The organism is Ruegeria sp. AK4, from assembly GCF_056541025.1.
The window spans coordinates 226,362-241,691 of record NZ_JBQFXS010000004.1 but is presented as its reverse complement, the minus strand read 5'-3'; the positions used below and the strand labels follow the sequence as shown (position 1 = coordinate 241,691).

General features: G+C 61.7%; 10 protein-coding genes. 4 read left to right on the top strand and 6 right to left on the bottom strand.

Going from position 1 to position 15,330, the window contains the following annotated elements:
* The first annotated feature begins 90 nt into the window (after window positions 1–90).
* Entirely contained in the window at window positions 91–5,319 is a 5,229-nt protein-coding gene (locus ACR0EZ_RS10150; RefSeq protein WP_480612631.1) for a peptidoglycan-binding protein, read from the top strand.
* 126 nt (window positions 5,320–5,445) lie between these two features.
* Here the strand turns inward: ACR0EZ_RS10150 and ACR0EZ_RS10145 are convergent, their stop codons facing one another.
* Genes ACR0EZ_RS10145 through ACR0EZ_RS10120 form a run of 6 tightly spaced genes read right to left on the bottom strand, consistent with a single transcriptional unit; the run spans window position 5,446 to window position 11,106 of the window.
* Window positions 5,446–6,948 (bottom strand): aldehyde dehydrogenase (NADP(+)), encoded by a 1,503-nt coding sequence (locus ACR0EZ_RS10145; RefSeq protein ID WP_480612630.1) that lies wholly within the window; start codon window positions 6,946–6,948, stop codon window positions 5,446–5,448.
* Between the two features lie 12 nt (window positions 6,949–6,960).
* Complete coding sequence (locus ACR0EZ_RS10140) at window positions 6,961–8,073, bottom strand: fumarylacetoacetate hydrolase family protein (protein ID WP_480612629.1); 1,113 nt, start codon at window positions 8,071–8,073, stop codon at window positions 6,961–6,963.
* Window position 8,074: 1 nt separating this feature from the next.
* Complete coding sequence (locus ACR0EZ_RS10135; RefSeq protein ID WP_480612628.1) at window positions 8,075–8,905, bottom strand: amidohydrolase family protein; 831 nt, start codon at window positions 8,903–8,905, stop codon at window positions 8,075–8,077.
* The gene (locus ACR0EZ_RS10130; RefSeq protein WP_480612627.1) at window positions 8,902–9,330 is read right to left on the bottom strand and encodes an RbsD/FucU family protein; all 429 of its coding nucleotides are present in this window, start codon (window positions 9,328–9,330) and stop codon (window positions 8,902–8,904) included. Before ACR0EZ_RS10130 ends, ACR0EZ_RS10135 begins: the two co-directional genes overlap by 4 nt.
* Window positions 9,320–10,372: an aldo/keto reductase gene (locus ACR0EZ_RS10125; RefSeq protein ID WP_480612626.1), complete on the bottom strand. Its 1,053-nt coding sequence runs from the start codon at window positions 10,370–10,372 to the stop codon at window positions 9,320–9,322. The genes ACR0EZ_RS10130 and ACR0EZ_RS10125 overlap by 11 nt, the downstream gene beginning before the upstream one ends.
* Window positions 10,369–11,106: a GntR family transcriptional regulator gene (locus ACR0EZ_RS10120; protein WP_480612625.1), complete on the bottom strand. Its 738-nt coding sequence runs from the start codon at window positions 11,104–11,106 to the stop codon at window positions 10,369–10,371. The genes ACR0EZ_RS10125 and ACR0EZ_RS10120 overlap by 4 nt, the downstream gene beginning before the upstream one ends.
* 84 nt (window positions 11,107–11,190) lie before the next feature.
* Here ACR0EZ_RS10120 and ACR0EZ_RS10115 point away from each other — a divergent pair, with 84 nt between their 5' ends.
* The 3 genes from ACR0EZ_RS10115 to ACR0EZ_RS10105 are packed head-to-tail and all read left to right on the top strand — an operon-like array spanning window position 11,191 to window position 15,316.
* Window positions 11,191–12,744, top strand: coding sequence for a UxaA family hydrolase (locus ACR0EZ_RS10115; protein WP_480612624.1), 1,554 nt, complete (start codon window positions 11,191–11,193; stop codon window positions 12,742–12,744).
* 41 nt (window positions 12,745–12,785) lie between these two features.
* The gene (locus ACR0EZ_RS10110) at window positions 12,786–14,312 is read left to right on the top strand and encodes a sugar ABC transporter ATP-binding protein (RefSeq protein ID WP_480612623.1); all 1,527 of its coding nucleotides are present in this window, start codon (window positions 12,786–12,788) and stop codon (window positions 14,310–14,312) included.
* A complete protein-coding gene (locus ACR0EZ_RS10105; protein WP_480612622.1) occupies window positions 14,309–15,316 on the top strand; it encodes an ABC transporter permease in 1,008 nt (335 codons plus the stop codon). Before ACR0EZ_RS10110 ends, ACR0EZ_RS10105 begins: the two co-directional genes overlap by 4 nt.
* The last annotated feature ends 14 nt before the right edge of the window (window positions 15,317–15,330 follow it).

Below are 15,330 nucleotides of genomic sequence, written 5' to 3'. Positions count from 1 at the left end.
TCTTAAAACAATCACATTACGATAATTGGAAAGCTTGCCATCGGAGTCAATGCTCGCCTACCGTTCCAATATGAGACCCGAGAGGTGCCTATGTACGAGTTCAGAGCCACGGTTATGGCCGCCGCTGCGCTGGCCATTTTGGCCACAGACACACTTGCCCAGACCGACACGGAAACCACCAACCGCCTGCTTGTTGACGCGATAACAGGCAGCAATGGGGCGTCAGATCCACTGTATCGCCGACGGTTGTTGTCGGCCATCGCCGAAGAATTCCCCGGCAGTGCGGCGGCAGGGTCTATCGCTGCTGGTGTGGTGAGCGTCCCGGGTCTTCCCGATGGGCCGGACTGGCACCAATTGCTGATACCGGACAGCGAAGTGACCGGTTTCAGGCATGGCGCGTTCCCGTCTCTGGGTCGGCAGATCACCCACCCGGGCATTGATATCGGCTTTCCCGGTCAGTCTGATTGCGGCGTGCCGGTCCTGGCACCGCTAACCGGCGAAGTGGTGCGGGTCGTCTCGGCGGATGTCTCGGATGAGGATCTGGCCCGCACCGGGATCGACAGGGCGCGCAACACCCGCGATCTGGACGACGAATCCGGGATCGGAAACGCAGTGGTCCTGCGGCACGAAACCAACGAAGGGGCGGTGTTCACCCTTTATCTGCACCTGCAACAGGCCCCAACTGATGCGAGCGGTACGCCATGGCGCGTCGGGATGACGGTCGGGGCAGGACAGCAGATCGGGCTGGTCGGTGAAACCGGCGCCGCAAAAGGGTGCCATCTGCATTTCGAGGCCCGCCGGTTCGAGGGGCGGTACAAGTACCTGCATCCCGAGTTCAACAACATTTATCCGGACGGAGATGTCTCTCGAAGCGCTGTCTTCGTCCGGGATTGGATCGAGCCTGACACTTTCCTGCGCCGCGCCTTCATCGCGCGTCATTTAGGGGCTGGGGGAAGTGTTCCGAATGCAGATAAGCCTGAGACGGCCATTGCAGATACCTCATCCGCGACGGAGGGGGCGCAATCGGGTTCCGAGTCTGAAAGCTGGATCGTCAGTTATCAGGCGCGCAGAACGGTGCAGCGTGGCGAAACCGCCGGGGATATCGCGCTCTTGGCTGACGGTTCGGCCCGCTACCGGGATCAACCTTTGTTTCCTGCAACCCGGAACCCGGCAGACACGGAGCTACGCCTGTTTTTGTCCCCCAAGGCGCAGCATGGTTTCATAGTGCAGTGGGACCATGATGGCGGAGGGCTGCGTGCCGGGCTGATTGACCTGAAGGCGCGGCAGATCGTCCGCAATGACTTCATTCCTGAAACCTCGATCCGTGGGCTTGCCGCGCCTCAGAATGTCAGGATCTTTATGATGCCGGTGGCGTGGTCGCCTGACGGGCGGTATCTGGCTTTCCCGCTTTCAGCGTCGGACTGGCAGGCTGATCCTGTCTTTGCAGACACGGCAACCGGCCAGTCGCATACGGTTCTGACCGATGATCTTAAGCCGGGTCAGTGGGCCGTTCCCAAACTCGATACTCTGGCCTGGGACGGCGAAGACCGGGTCGCGCTGAGCTACGACATCCTGAAATGCGCGGATGCCGGTTGCACGTCGCCCGAGGTGGCAGGCTCGATTGACGGCACGCACCGCATCAGTTCATTCGGGTTTGACACCGGGCAGTCCAAGCCGGAACGAAGCCCGCAAGAGACAGCTTCGGCACCAAACGATTGGGGGCCGGGTCTTGTTGCGGGTGTCGAGGTTGGTTTTGCCCCCTGCCGCGACGCGGCCAAGCAAGATGAGGCCTGCCTGAAGGCGCTGGGTCTGTCGCCCGAGGCGATTGCGTTCTCGTTCGCATCTGACAAGGATTATTCGGGATCGAGTGTCGGCAATCAGTTTCGAGAACTCGGGGCCGTTGATCTGGCAATATCGCAGTTCATTGGCAACACGGTCTACCACACGCCGGTTCTGGTGAACGGTGCCGTCGGGTTTCAGATTGTGCAGTATTCCAGCGATTTGCAGCAAACGTTTCGGGATCAGACCAGCCAAACGATGCTGCGCCGTTTTCCAAAAGCCGGCAATCTGGGCGGGATGGCGATACAATCCCATCGCCAACTTGAGGACGGAACGCAGCGATTCACCCTGATTGAATACGTGATTGACGGGTGCCGCGCCTGCGCCTTCCTTGGAAGCGCCGTTTCCTTTTTGGATATCGGCCCGGCAACCGGCAACCGGCTTGTGCGCCGTCCCATCGGGTTACTTCTGACGGACCCGAGCGATCCGCAGGAGAAAACGGCGGACGTTCTCAGCAAGCTGCCCGACCGGTTGCAATTCTCGCTGAACGCTTTGGGATATGACGCGGGCGAGATGGATGGATTTCCCGGTCCGCAGACCCGGCAGGCACTGATGCAGTTTCAGGCGGAACACTGCCTGCCGCCCACCGGGCAACCGGACCGGGCCACCGCCCAGGCGCTTGCGAAAGCAGACGGGTTCAGTGCGCCATGCGCAGGCACGCCGGTCCCCGATCAGATAGATGCCAACACACCTTTGCTCAACGGCGTTTATGTCGATGACCCGGCGCTTTGCGATACAGACAGCGTTCCGTACGAAACCGCCCATCTGCAGCAGCGGATTATCCGCGAAAACAACACTACGTGGGGGGTCGAAGGCCTTTGCACGACGCAACGGACTGACATTCGCGATGGAGTGACCCTGTTTCGCGGCACTTGTTCCGAAGGAGCGACCTCCAGCGAAGGCCGTTGGCGGTTCGACGTGCAATCGAACGAAAGTTTCGTCGATCTGGATATGCTGGCCGCCCTGCCACAGGATGCCGCGCCGCGCCGTTTCACTCGGTGTCCCGAGCAAAGCGCCTTGTACGCGGCCCATGGTTTTGACAGCGCCGCCGCATCTGGTAGCCAGCCCCGGTCAGAAGAACAGGCATCGAAGCTCGATGCTGAAAACCCGGATTTTGGCGCAATCGTCGCAGGTCTCGACTATCTGGGCGCAGCTGAAAAAGCCGCAACCACCGACGCGCTGCAAACGGCATTTATCCTCTTGCGGGGAATGGAGCCCGATGGAACCGCAGCGCGGCTTGGTCTAAGCGCGCAGGACTTTGCGACCCAACTTGCTCGCGACCCGCAAGGCATGCTGGCTGTCATCGGATCTGACGTCGTGATCAGCGCGGGCGAGGCGGTTCTGGCCGAAGCCGCGGGTGATCTGGTCTCGGGTTACATGTTCGGATCGGGTCCGTTGTCCGAGTTGCCAGATGAGTGGCGGGTTCCTCTGCAAGCTTTTGTCGATGCCACAATTGTCGAGGGCGCGGGGCTTGTCAGGGCTGGGACCGATCCCAGCGGCGCGTCCGTTGTGGGGCCTGTTGTCGACCGGCTTCACGACGTCCACGACATCTATCAGGCGACAAACGCGCTGTCGCGCACGCAGGCGACCGGTTTGTTTGCGGTTGCCAATGGGGCCGAGATATTAAGTCAGCTTGTCGAGGCGCATCCCGGTGATCGGACCGAGGCGCTGCGCGTGGACTGGTTCGCCTCGACCCGGGCAAACCTTGCCGACATTGTTGGCAAAGACGATGCCGTGGCGGCGTATCAGATAACCGTTCTGGGGTATCGCGCCCTGGAAGCCCTGGCCAGGGGGGATCAGGACACCGCACGTGTAGATATCGCACGGATGCGCGCGGCGGGGGATGCAGAACAGGGGCTGACCCCGCTATCTGCCGAAGGGCCGATCGACTTGTTGGTGAAGCTTGCCAGCGGAGGCAACGATGCGCCGAAAGTTCTGGTTGAAACATTCCTCAGATCGACCGCGCTGAGCACATTGGATGCGTCTGCCGACAGTGAACCCCAACAGGACACCGCCGAAGTTCCTGAAAGCTGGCAGACCGGGGCTGCGGTTGCGGCTGTTCTGCGCGATATCGCCCGGGCGTATCCGGCCCAAACGCTTGAAGGCTGTACACAGGCCCACGGCCCGATATCGGTCGATTTCCGCCGCAAGCTGTTCGGTGACGTTTCGATGGAGGTTGTCGATCCGCAGGGTCGCAGGTCTATGAAACCCGTAACGCAGCAAATGGTTGAGGGGGACCGCTTTTGTCTGAACCCGCGTGTGGCCTACTGCGCGATGCATGACTATCAGCTCTACTACTGCGGGTCGGGTGAGACGTTGTTCCTGAACCATGGCGGTGCGTTCTCTGGTTCATTTCAGGTGGCCAGTGTCGTGGAAAAGCCCCGGAACCCGATTGTGAGCGAGACTGTCACAGCCGAGATTTATGGCCGGAACATGCCCGATATCTTCTCGGAAAAGGGGCGCTGTGCGCTGTCGAACGGTTGGGCTGATGCGACCGGATTCCGCTGGAATGGGGCCTGCAACAACAACCGGGCGTCCGGGCCGGGAATGATCGAGTGGACGCGGGGCCCGGAAGTGATCTGGCGCACGCGTGTCGGTCCGAACTGGGGAATGGCGCTGTCGGACGGGGTATTGCGGTACGATGTTGACCTGAATGACTTCAAGTTCAGCCTTGTCAGCTGTGATCAGGCGTCATCGGGATACCGGGCCGTCAGCGTCGACACGCCGCGCGGAACGCCGGAGGTTTATTTTGAAAACAGTTGGGTGGTGCAGGAACTGATGGGACGGGGGGCCTTGTTCGCTCAGGCCGAATGCCCTGTGCCCGCGAAGGGGTTTGAGAACATTGTCGTCACTATCCAGCGGGACGGCGCGCAAGTTGTGCGGGGCCGAAATTATGACCGGGATACGCTGACCTGGCGCGAGTTTTACAACCCGGTTCAAACCGCGATGCAGAACACGTTGCGACAGCAGGAACAGACGCGTGTCGCAAACGAAAGGCAAGCGGCGGCGCAGGCCAAGGCGGACGCGCTCGCTGCCGAACTGCAGCGCCGCCGCGCGGCAATCGTCGCCCGGGCCGAGGGGTTTATCGCAACCGGGCGGGGCAGTCTGGACGACCTCGCCGCCGCGCTCGAGGTGGATCATATCGGGACATTGGATCGCCTCGAACGCGGTGCCAGGCTGTTGCTCGGGCCTGTCAACGGTTTGGCAACGGTCACGCATGACGGAGAGCGGCGCTATCAGGTGAAGCACGTCGCAGTGTCCCCGTTTGCGAGGCTGGAGCAGGAGTTCAGGTCGCAACAGGACTTCTCGTGGCAGAATTGGATGGAGACGACACAGGCTGCCGTACCAGCACGAACCGAAGTCGCCTGTCTGTTCAAGAACGTGGGCGATGTGCCGAGAGAGGTACGCGAGGTGAGAACCGCCCTGATATCCTTTTCCCGCGGCAGCAATGCGACCCTGATTTCCCTGTCCTGCGAATAGCAGCCGGGGTTCAGCCCAGCAGTTTGGCTGCTTGAGGCGGCGCTGCCGCTACAGGCGCGGCTGAGGGATCGTCGTTCTCTGGGCCGTTTTGCTCAACCGAAGCAGGACGGGCAGCGACCGCGCCTCTCACACCTGCTCAGGCAGCAATCCTGCGGGGATGTCCTGATAGCAGACCGGGCGCAGGAAGCGGCGGATTGACAGGGTTCCGACGGATGTTGCGCCGAAATTGGTCGATGCCGGATAGGGGCCGCCATGGACCATGCTGTCGCAGACCTCAACGCCCGTTGGGAAGCTGTTGGCCAGCAACCTGCCTGCCTTGCGTTCCAGCAATGGCAGCAGAGCCTGCGCGTCGGCGGTGTCGCCGTCGTCCAGATGCAGGGTGCAGGTAAGTTGCCCTTCGATGGCGCGGGCGATTTGCTGCATTTGGGCAGCATCGCGCACGCGCACTACGATACCCAGCGGGCCAAACACCTCTGCCTGCAGCTTGTGATCGGCCAGCCAGTCATCGCCGGAGACCGTGAACAGGTACGGCGCGGCCTCACGGGCCGCGCAGCTTGTGCCCATCACCTGCGTCACGCCGGTGCCAGCGGCCACGCGGGCGACGCCGTCGCGATAGGCGTCGGCAATGCCGTCGGTCAGCATCGTTTGGTTGGCGGTGGCGGACAGGCCTGCCTCGGCGGCGGTCTGGAAGGCATCGGCCTCGGGGCCGCCGATGATCACCGCGATGCCGGGGTTGGTGCAGAACTGACCTGCGCCCATGGTCAGCGAAGCCGCCCAACCGGTGCCGATCTCGGCCCCACGCTCGGCAGCGGCTTGCGGCAGGATGAACATCGGATTGACCGAGCCCAGTTCGCCAAAGAACGGGATGGGCTCATCGCGCTGGGCGCACAGGTCGAACAGCGCGCGGCCACCGCTCAGACTGCCGGTAAAGCCCACGGCCCGGATCAGCGGGTGCTGCACCAGACGGGTGCCCACATCGCGCTTGCCGCCCTGCACCAACGAGAACACGCCGGGGTGAACCCCTGTCGCCTTGATCGCGGCGTCGATGGCCTGCGCGACGATCTCGCCCGTGCCGGGATGGGCCGAATGGCCTTTGACGACAACGGGGCATCCTGCAGCCAGTGCCGCGGCGGTATCGCCCCCCGCAACCGAGAAGGCCAGCGGGAAGTTCGATGCACCAAACACCGCCAAGGGACCCAGAGGGCGCTGGATCATGCGCAAGTCGGGCCGGGGCAGGGGCGCGCGGTCGGGCATGGCCGGGTCGTGGCGCATGTCGAGATAATCGCCCTGTTCAACGTGGTCCGCGAACAGGCGCAGCTGGCCCACGGTGCGGCCACGTTCACCCTGCAGGCGCGCTTCGGGCAGGCCGGTTTCCTGCGTTCCGATCTCGGTGATGGTATCGCCGCGTGCGTCGATCTCATCCGCGATCTTGCGTAGAAGAGCGGCGCGCTCAGCGCGCGAGGACCACCCGAAAGTGGCAAACGCAGACTCGGCCGCTTCCACTGCGGTATCGACCAATGCCGCTGTTCCGACAGAAAAATCATGGCTTGGTCCATGCGCGGGTTCGGAAGCAAAAGTCGCATCTGCGCCGACCCATTCTCCAGCGATCAGGTGTTTTCCAGTCAACATATTCGTTCTCTCTTACAGCAGGCCGCGATGGGCGAGGTTTCGCATCAGATGTGACGCCCCGAAGATCCATTCGGCGCATTCGGTCGACAGGCGCACTGTGTTTGTCAGTGCCCCAAGTTGTGTATTGGCAATGGTGACGACGTCGCCGAGTTTGTGCGTGAACCCGCCGCCGGGGGTATCCCGGTCCTGGGTCGGGGCGAAAAGCGTGCCGAGAAACAGCATCAGTCCGTCAGGATATTGGTGGTGACGCCCGATTGTCTGCTTCACAAGATCCGCAGGATCGCGGCTGATCTGGGACATCGACGAGCTGCCGTTCAGAACAAATCCATCCGGTCCGGTGACGGTTAGCGTCAGTTCAGCCTGACGTACATCGTCCAGAGTGAACCCATCATCGAACAGCCGGATCATCGGTCCGATCGCGCAGGATGCGTTGTTGTCCTTGGCCTTGCTCAGCAACAGGGCCGAGCGTCCTTCGACATCGCGCAAGTTCACGTCATTGCCCAGCGTAGCGCCTTTGATGTCGCCTTTCGAGGTGACGGCCAGAACCACCTCGGGTTCGGGGTTGTTCCAGGTCGAGATCGGGTGCAGTCCGATTTCCGCCCCGAACCCGACCGAAGACAGAACCTGCGCTTTGGAAAACACTTCGGCATCGGGGCCGATGCCGACCTCAAGGTACTGGCTCCATAACCCTTCTTCGATCAGCGCCTGTTTCACATCCGCCGCCGCGTCCGAGCCGGGCACAATATTGGACAGGCTGTCGCCGATGCGCGCGCCGATGCGGGACCGGATGGCGTCGGCCTTTGCCGGATCGCCGGCGGCCTGTTCCTCGATCACGCGTTCGACCATCGAACCAGCGAAGGTCACGCCGCAGGCTTTGACCGGTTGCAGGTCGCAGGGGGCGAGCCAATGATGATCCGCACCCAACGGGCCCAGAATCTCACCCGGTGCGGAGCGCGTATAGGCGGCGGCATCGTCGCGTTCCAGAACATCCCGCACCGTCGGCGCTTGTTTCGAGGTGATGTCGAACACTTGCCCGTCGCGCACAGTCACCACGCAGGGGCCAACCCCCGGCCGCTCAACACGCCCAAGCCACAGCCCGGATGAGTCCAGTTTCGGAAAAGTCATCTTAATCCCTGAGATTGTAGGCTCGGGCGGCGTTGCCGCCCAGAACCGCATTGCGGTCGGCTTCGGTCAGCTCCTGCAACAGCAAGTTGGTCGTATTCAGCCAACGCTCATAACTGCTGGCCAGAGTGCTGACCGGCCAGTCACTGCCCCAGATCAGGCGCGACGGGCCAAAAGTATCCAGCAGATGCTCGACGTAAGGTTTAAGGCTGTCGACCGTCCAATCCGGCCCGGCTTCGGTGACCAGACCGGACAGCTTGCACCAGGCGTCCGTGTCGCGGGCGAGGGCGGCCATGTCTTCGGCCCAGCCTTCGATCACCCCATCGCGGATCAGCGGTTTGGACCCGTGATCAATCACCACACGCATCTTCGGAAAACGCTCCAGAAGCTGCCGCAAAGGGGGAAGGTGACGGGGCAGGGTCAGCGCATCGAAGGTCAGGTCGTGCTGTTGCAGGGCTTCGAAGGCCGGGGTCAAAGCGTCGTCAAGCATCCAGTACGGGTTCCCGATGTCCTGAATCATCGGTCGCAGCCCGACAAGGGCCGGATGGGCAGCCAGCGCGGCAATTCTTGCCGGGGCATCAGCCGCTTCGAAGTCGACCCAGCCGACAACGCCTTTGATAAATGGCGTGTCGTCGGCCAGGGACAGCATGTATTCCGTTTCGGCCACCGTTGGGGCGGCCTGCACCAGTACGGTGCCGGCGATGTCTGCCTTTACAAGCAAGGGCGCAAGATCATCCGGTGTGAAATCGCGGTAGATTGCGGCAAGGTCCGGTGTCAGCCAGCCATAATCGCCCCGCGCCAACACCCAGAAATGCTGGTGCGCGTCAATCCTCATCCGATCACGCCCTTTTTCAGGATGATATTGCCATAGAGCCTGCGCTCACCCGTCTGCACAATCGCAAAACCGCGGGCGGCGCGGTCGTAGAAGGCGAACCGCTCCAGTCCCTGAATCCGGACCGGGTTGTCGGCGACGGCGTTGATAATGGCCTGAAAATCGGTCACGGCGTCGGACACCGCGTCCGGGTCCCCGACCACCTGCATGGTCAGCGCCGGATCGGGGACGAAACTGTCCAGTGGCATGACAGAGAGCACCGCCTGAAGAATGTCACTGGCCGAGGACCCATCTGCCCGTATGCAGGCCGGGCCGATGCTGGAGCCCGGAAAGTTTGCATCCGCGATAACGATTTCGTCGCCATGCCCCATCGCGCGCAAGGCGTGCAGCAGGTCGGGTGACAAAAGTGGATCGATGTTACGCAGCATCGGCGGCCTCGCTCGGTAACGGTGCGTCCGGGCGGATCAGCGCCTCGGACCTCAGATCGGACCAGAGGCCCGGCGGAATCTCGTGGGCCATCAATGCGACGTTCGATTGCACTTCGGCGGCGTTAACAGCGCCGGGGATCACCGTTTTGACGCAGGGATGACCCAGAACAAATTGCAGCGCAGCCGCTATCAGCGGCGTGTTGTGCGCCGCGCAGACAGCTTCGATCTTGCGAACCCGGTCCAGAATGCCCTGCGGCGCGTCCGCGTAATTGTACTTTGCGCCGGGCACTGCACCAGTGGCGAGAATGCCCGAATTATACGGCCCGCCCAGAATGATCCCGACATCGCGCTCTTCACAAAGCGGCAGAAAGCTGTCGAGCGCCTCTTGCTCGAGCAACGTATAGCGTCCGGCCAGCAGGAAGCCGTCAAAATCGCCCAGCCCCAGCAGTTTTTCGCAGACCTGCCATTCGTTTACGCCCGCGCCGATTGCGGCGACCTCACCAGCGTCGCGCAGTTCGGTCAGCGCCTTGTAGCCGCCGCCATCGAACAGTTCGCGCACTTTGGCGTCCGACATTTCCTGGCTGCCCTGGCTGAAGACGCAGACATCGTGCACCAGCAGGATATCGGCGTTGGACACACCAATCCGCGCGCGGCTGGCCTCGTACGAGCGCATGACGCCGTCATAGGTATAGTCAAACACGATCCGTTTCTGGGGAACATCAACAAAGGCCTCGGGCGTCACCTCATGCGGTTCGCAATCCAGCAGCAAGCGCCCGATCTTGGTCGACAGCTGCATGTTTTCGCGGCCAAAACGGGCAATCGCTTCGCCAAAGCGATGTTCGGACCGGCCGAGCCCATATTGCGGCGCAGTATCGAAAAACCGGATGCCTGCATCATAGGCAGCCTGCAATGCTGCCTGGGCATCTTCGTCCGAAACCTTGCGGTACAGGTTCCCCAGCGGGGCGCCGCCAAACCCCATGCGGGTCAGGGGAACGGGTCGCGCCGTGCGGGTATTGAGCAATTCTGTCTGAGAAACGGTCATCCTGCCTCGCTATTGGTATGTGGGCTAAGGTTGAACAAATAGGGCTGCTGAACCTGCAGCTGTTCGATACGAGGCAACAACTGGCCAAGATGGGCGCGCATTGCGTCCTGCGCCGCCTGTTCGTCGCGGTTGCTGATGGCGTCGAAGATTGCCCGGTGTTCGGCCAGTGTTTCGGCAATCCGGCCGGCTGTCGGCAATAGCAGCATCCGGGCGCGGCTGACTTGCAGCGAAACGGTCTGAGCCACATCGGCGAGGCGGCGGAAGCCGGTGAATTCCATCAGCAGGCTGTGGAACTCTTCGTCTGCCTGGTAAAAACCGGCGATGTCCTCGTCTTCAATCAGCAACTCCTGCAGGCGCATGTTGCGGCTCAGCCGTTTGCGTTGATCATCGGTCAGGTCGCGGGCCACCTTGGCGACGGTGGCCAGTTCAAGCGCTTCGCGCAGAAAGACGCCCTCGCGGATTTCGTCCATCGAAAAATAAGATACGCGGGTGCCCGATTGCGGCACAACGTCCACCAACCCCTCTGATGACAACCGGGCAATCGCATCCGCAACAGGGGCGCGCGATACGCCCAGGCGTTCGCAAACGGGGGCCTTTCGCAGGATCGCGCCGGGCGGAAAATCCAACGCCAGAATCGCTTGTTTCAGCGAGTGGTGAACCCGTTGGGTCAGGGACCCTTCGGTCGTCGTGATCTCGGGCAACAGTGCGGCGTCAATGTCTTGGAACTTGTTCATTCTTGAGTAATTAGCATTCTAACATGTTAGTTGACAAGAGGGTATATTCAACGTAGCACTGCTGGCCAGACAAGCGAGAACCCAATGCAAGCACGTGATGACATCAACGCCACTAAGGACACCCGGCACGACGCGGTCATGCTGAACCCGAAAGACAATGTTATCATCGCGCTGCGTGATATGGTTCAGGGCGACCAGCCGGTCGGCTTGCAGGCCCCCCTGAAAAGTCAGATTTCGCGCGGTCACAAGATCGCCACCACTGCTATCGCAGCAGGCGGGAACGTGATTCGCTATGGCCAGATCATCGGTCAGGCAAAGACCGATATCGCCCCGGGTGAGCATGTGCATGTCCACAATCTTGGGATGGGCGATCACCAGCAGGACTATGCCCATGCCAGCGCCAACACGCCGCTGCCGGCGATTGCCGAAAACCGCACATTTCAGGGCTTTCACCGTGCCGACGGGAAGGTGGGAACGCGCAACTACATCGGTATCCTGACCACGGTGAACTGCTCGGGGTCGGTGGCGCGGTTCATTGCCGAGGCTGCGGAAAAGTCCGGATTGTTGGACGCGTATCCGAACGTGGACGGGATCGTCCCGATTGTGCACGGCACCGGTTGCGGCATGTCGGCAACGGACGATGGGTATGCGACCCTGTTTCGGACCCTGGCAGGCTATGCACAGCATCCGAATTTTGCCGGTATTCTGCTGATCGGCCTGGGCTGCGAGGTGATGCAGGTTGCCGATCTGGTGGGCGGGCGTCCGATCCGCCCGGACGGCGCGCTGCGTTACATGACGATCCAGAACGAAGGCGGCACCCGCCGCACGATCGAACGGGGGTTGGCAGAATTGCGCGGCATCGCGGAACTGGCCAATCAGGCCACGCGCGCAACCGCGCCAGTCAGTGCCATCACGGTGGGCATGCAATGCGGCGGATCGGATGGCTACTCCGGCATCACGGCCAACCCTGCGCTTGGCTATGCCTCCGATCTTCTGGTGCGCCATGGCGGCACGACAATTCTGTCGGAAACCTCCGAGGTCTATGGGGCAGAACACCTGCTGACCCGCCGGGCCGAGACGGTGGAGGTGGGTGAAAAACTCATCGAACGCATCCACTGGTGGGAGGATTACACGGCGCGCAACGGTGGCGAGATGGACAACAACCCCAGCCCCGGGAACAAGCGTGGCGGGTTGACGACCATTCTGGAAAAATCACTGGGCGCCGTAGCCAAGGGCGGCACCGCACCGCTGCGCGAAGTCTACAAGTTTGGCGAAATCGTCGACAAGAACGGCTTCGTCTTCATGGACAGCCCGGGGTTCGATCCATGCTCGGTCACCGGGCAGGTGGCGTCGGGGTCCAACCTGATCGTGTTCACCACCGGGCGCGGCTCGGTGTCAGGCTATCAGCCGACGCCCTGCATCAAGCTGGCCACGAATTCCGAGATGTATGCCCGGATGGGTGACGACATGGACCTGAACTGCGGGGACATCGTCACCGACGGGGTCAGTATCGAGGCGAAGGGCGAAGAACTCTTTGAAATTCTGATCCGCGTCGCATCCGGCGAGAAAACCAAAAGCGAGGAACTGGGCTTTGGGGGCGTTGAATTCGTCCCCTGGCAAATCGGCGCGGTGATGTAACCCGCGCGGCCCTTGGGGAGAGGGGCAAAATGGGAGGAGAAATGACAAAACTGGTCGACATGACGGGGATCGACAAACATTTCCCCGGTGTGCACGCGCTGAAAACCGTGCAGTTCGATCTGTTTCCGGGCGAGGTTCACGCGCTGATGGGCGAGAACGGCGCCGGGAAAAGCACGCTGATGAAAATCCTGTCTGGAATCTACCAGCGCGACGGCGGTGATCTGGTGATCGAAGGCAAATCGGTCAGCCCCACAACCCCGCGCGAGGCGCAGGATCTGGGCATCGGCATCATCCATCAGGAACTGAGCCTGATGAACGACCTGACCGTGGCGCAAAATATCTTTATCGGGCGCGAACCGCGCAAGAGCTTTGGCCGCCTGGACGAGGCCGCGCTGAACGCGCAGACGGCCGAGATTTTCGCCTCGATGAACCTGAACCTGGACCCCAAAACGCTGGTCGGCACGCTGACCATCGCAAGGCAGCAGATGGTCGAGATTGCCAAGGCGCTGTCCTACCGTTCGAAGGTTCTGATCATGGATGAACCGACAGCGGCGCTGAACGATGCCGAGATTGCCGAACTGTTCGTGATCATCCGCCGCCTCAAGGCCGAAGGGGTGGGGATCGTCTACATCAGCCACAAGATGGACGAGTTGAAACAGATCGCCGACCGGGTGACCGTGATGCGCGATGGCGAATACGTGGGCACGGTAGGTGCGGCGGAAACGCCGATCAGCCAGATCATCGCGATGATGGTGGGCCGCGAAGTGAACGAGGAACCTCTGGATGTGCCCGATCTGGGCGGTGCTGAAATCTCGCTGCAAATCTCGGGGCTGAGCCGGGGCAAGGACATTCAGGATGTCAGCTTCTCGGTCCAGAAGGGTGAGATTCTGGGTTTTGCCGGTCTGATGGGGGCAGGGCGAACGGAAGTGGCCCGCGCGATCTTCGGCGCCGATCCGAAGGACAGCGGCGAAATCCGCGTGCATGGCAAGCCGGTGTCGATCAAATCCCCGAAAGACGCGGTGAAAGCCGGGATCGGGTACCTGTCCGAGGACCGCAAGCATTTCGGCCTCGCCACCGGCATGAACGTGCGCGACAATATCGCACTGGCCTCGATGGACCTGTTTACTGCCACCGGCGGGGTGCTGAATGACAGCGAAATCAGCACCACGGCCAAGGGCTTTATCGCCCAGTTGGGTATCCGCACGCCCTCGGACGTGCAGGAAGTGCGGCTGCTGTCGGGGGGAAATCAGCAGAAGGTGGTCATCGCCAAATGGCTGCTGCGCGATTGCGACATTCTGATCTTTGACGAACCCACCCGCGGCATCGACGTGGGCGCAAAGTCGGAAATCTACAAACTGCTCGAAGAGCTGGCCGGGCAGGGCAAGACAATCATCGTGATCTCATCCGAACTGCCGGAAATAATGCGCCTCAGCCATCGCATCGCGGTGATGTGCGAAGGCCGCCTGACCGGCATTCTGCCCGGCGGGAAAGACACCACTCAGGAAGACATCATGCATCTGGCCACGCAACGCGCGGCGGCCATGCAGGTAACAGGGACAATGAAATGACCAGTGCGACGGATATCGACAAGAAGAAGCCCCTTGCGGGCCTGTCCGAAAGCGGCGCGTATCAAAAACTGCTGGCCTTCGCCAGCTTGATCGCCCTGCTGATCGGGTTCTCGATCGCCTCACCGAATTTCATGCAGACCTCGAACATGATCGCAATTCTGCAGGCGACCTCGGTCAATGGCGTTCTGGCCGTGGCGGCGACGCTAATCATAATCACCGGCGGGATTGACCTGTCATTGGGTACGCTGATGACCTTCTGCGCGGTGATCGCGGGCGTTGCGCTGACCTATCTCGGCCTGCCGCTGCTGGTCGGTGTTGCGGCTGCTATTGCGGCGGGGGCGCTCTGCGGCCTGTGCTCGGGCACGTTTGTGGCCAAGATGAAAATTCCGCCATTCATCGCGACGCTGGGCATGATGCTGATCCTGAAAGGACTGTCGCTGGTCATTTCCGGAACCCGTCCGATCTATTTCAACGACACGCCCGGCTTTGACCAGATCTCGCGCGGGTCGCTGATCGGAGAGGTTTTTCCAGCGCTGCCCATCCCCAACGGCGTGCTGATCCTGTTCCTAGTCGCCATCGCGGCCTCGTACATTCTGGGGCGTACGGTTCTGGGGCGGTACACCTTTGCGCTGGGATCGAATGAAGAGGCGGTGCGCCTGTCGGGTGTCAACACCGACATGTGGAAGATGCGCATCTATGCGCTGGCCGGGGCGATCTGCGGCATCGCCGGTATCCTGATTGCCTCGCGCCTGAATTCGGCCCAGCCCGCGCTGGGGCTTGGCTATGAACTGGAAGCCATCGCAGCCGTTGTCATCGGCGGCACGTCGCTGTCCGGCGGGCGGGGCACGATCCTTGGCACCCTGATCGGCGCGCTGATCATGGCGGTGCTGACAAACGGGCTGCGCGTGCTGTCCGTCGCGCAGGAATGGCAGACCGTCGTCACCGGCGCAATCATCATTCTGGCTGTCTATGCCGACATGGCGCGGCGCAAAAAGACAGGCTGAGCAATCCAACGACA

Excerpts from the sequence above, each read along its gene's own strand:
- ACR0EZ_RS10115 (WP_480612624.1), top strand. The coding sequence starts at position 11,191 with ATGCAAGCACGTGATGACATCAACGCCACTAAGGACACCCGGCACGAC.
- ACR0EZ_RS10140 (WP_480612629.1), bottom strand. The coding sequence starts at position 8,073 with ATGACTTTTCCGAAACTGGACTCATCCGGGCTGTGGCTTGGGCGTGTT.
- ACR0EZ_RS10150 (WP_480612631.1), top strand. The coding sequence starts at position 91 with ATGTACGAGTTCAGAGCCACGGTTATGGCCGCCGCTGCGCTGGCCATT.
- ACR0EZ_RS10125 (WP_480612626.1), bottom strand. The coding sequence starts at position 10,372 with ATGACCGTTTCTCAGACAGAATTGCTCAATACCCGCACGGCGCGACCC.
- ACR0EZ_RS10135 (WP_480612628.1), bottom strand. The coding sequence starts at position 8,905 with ATGAGGATTGACGCGCACCAGCATTTCTGGGTGTTGGCGCGGGGCGAT.
- ACR0EZ_RS10110 (WP_480612623.1), top strand. The coding sequence starts at position 12,786 with ATGACAAAACTGGTCGACATGACGGGGATCGACAAACATTTCCCCGGT.
- ACR0EZ_RS10120 (WP_480612625.1), bottom strand. The coding sequence starts at position 11,106 with ATGAACAAGTTCCAAGACATTGACGCCGCACTGTTGCCCGAGATCACG.
- ACR0EZ_RS10105 (WP_480612622.1), top strand. The coding sequence starts at position 14,309 with ATGACCAGTGCGACGGATATCGACAAGAAGAAGCCCCTTGCGGGCCTG.
- ACR0EZ_RS10130 (WP_480612627.1), bottom strand. The coding sequence starts at position 9,330 with ATGCTGCGTAACATCGATCCACTTTTGTCACCCGACCTGCTGCACGCC.
- ACR0EZ_RS10145 (WP_480612630.1), bottom strand. The coding sequence starts at position 6,948 with ATGTTGACTGGAAAACACCTGATCGCTGGAGAATGGGTCGGCGCAGAT.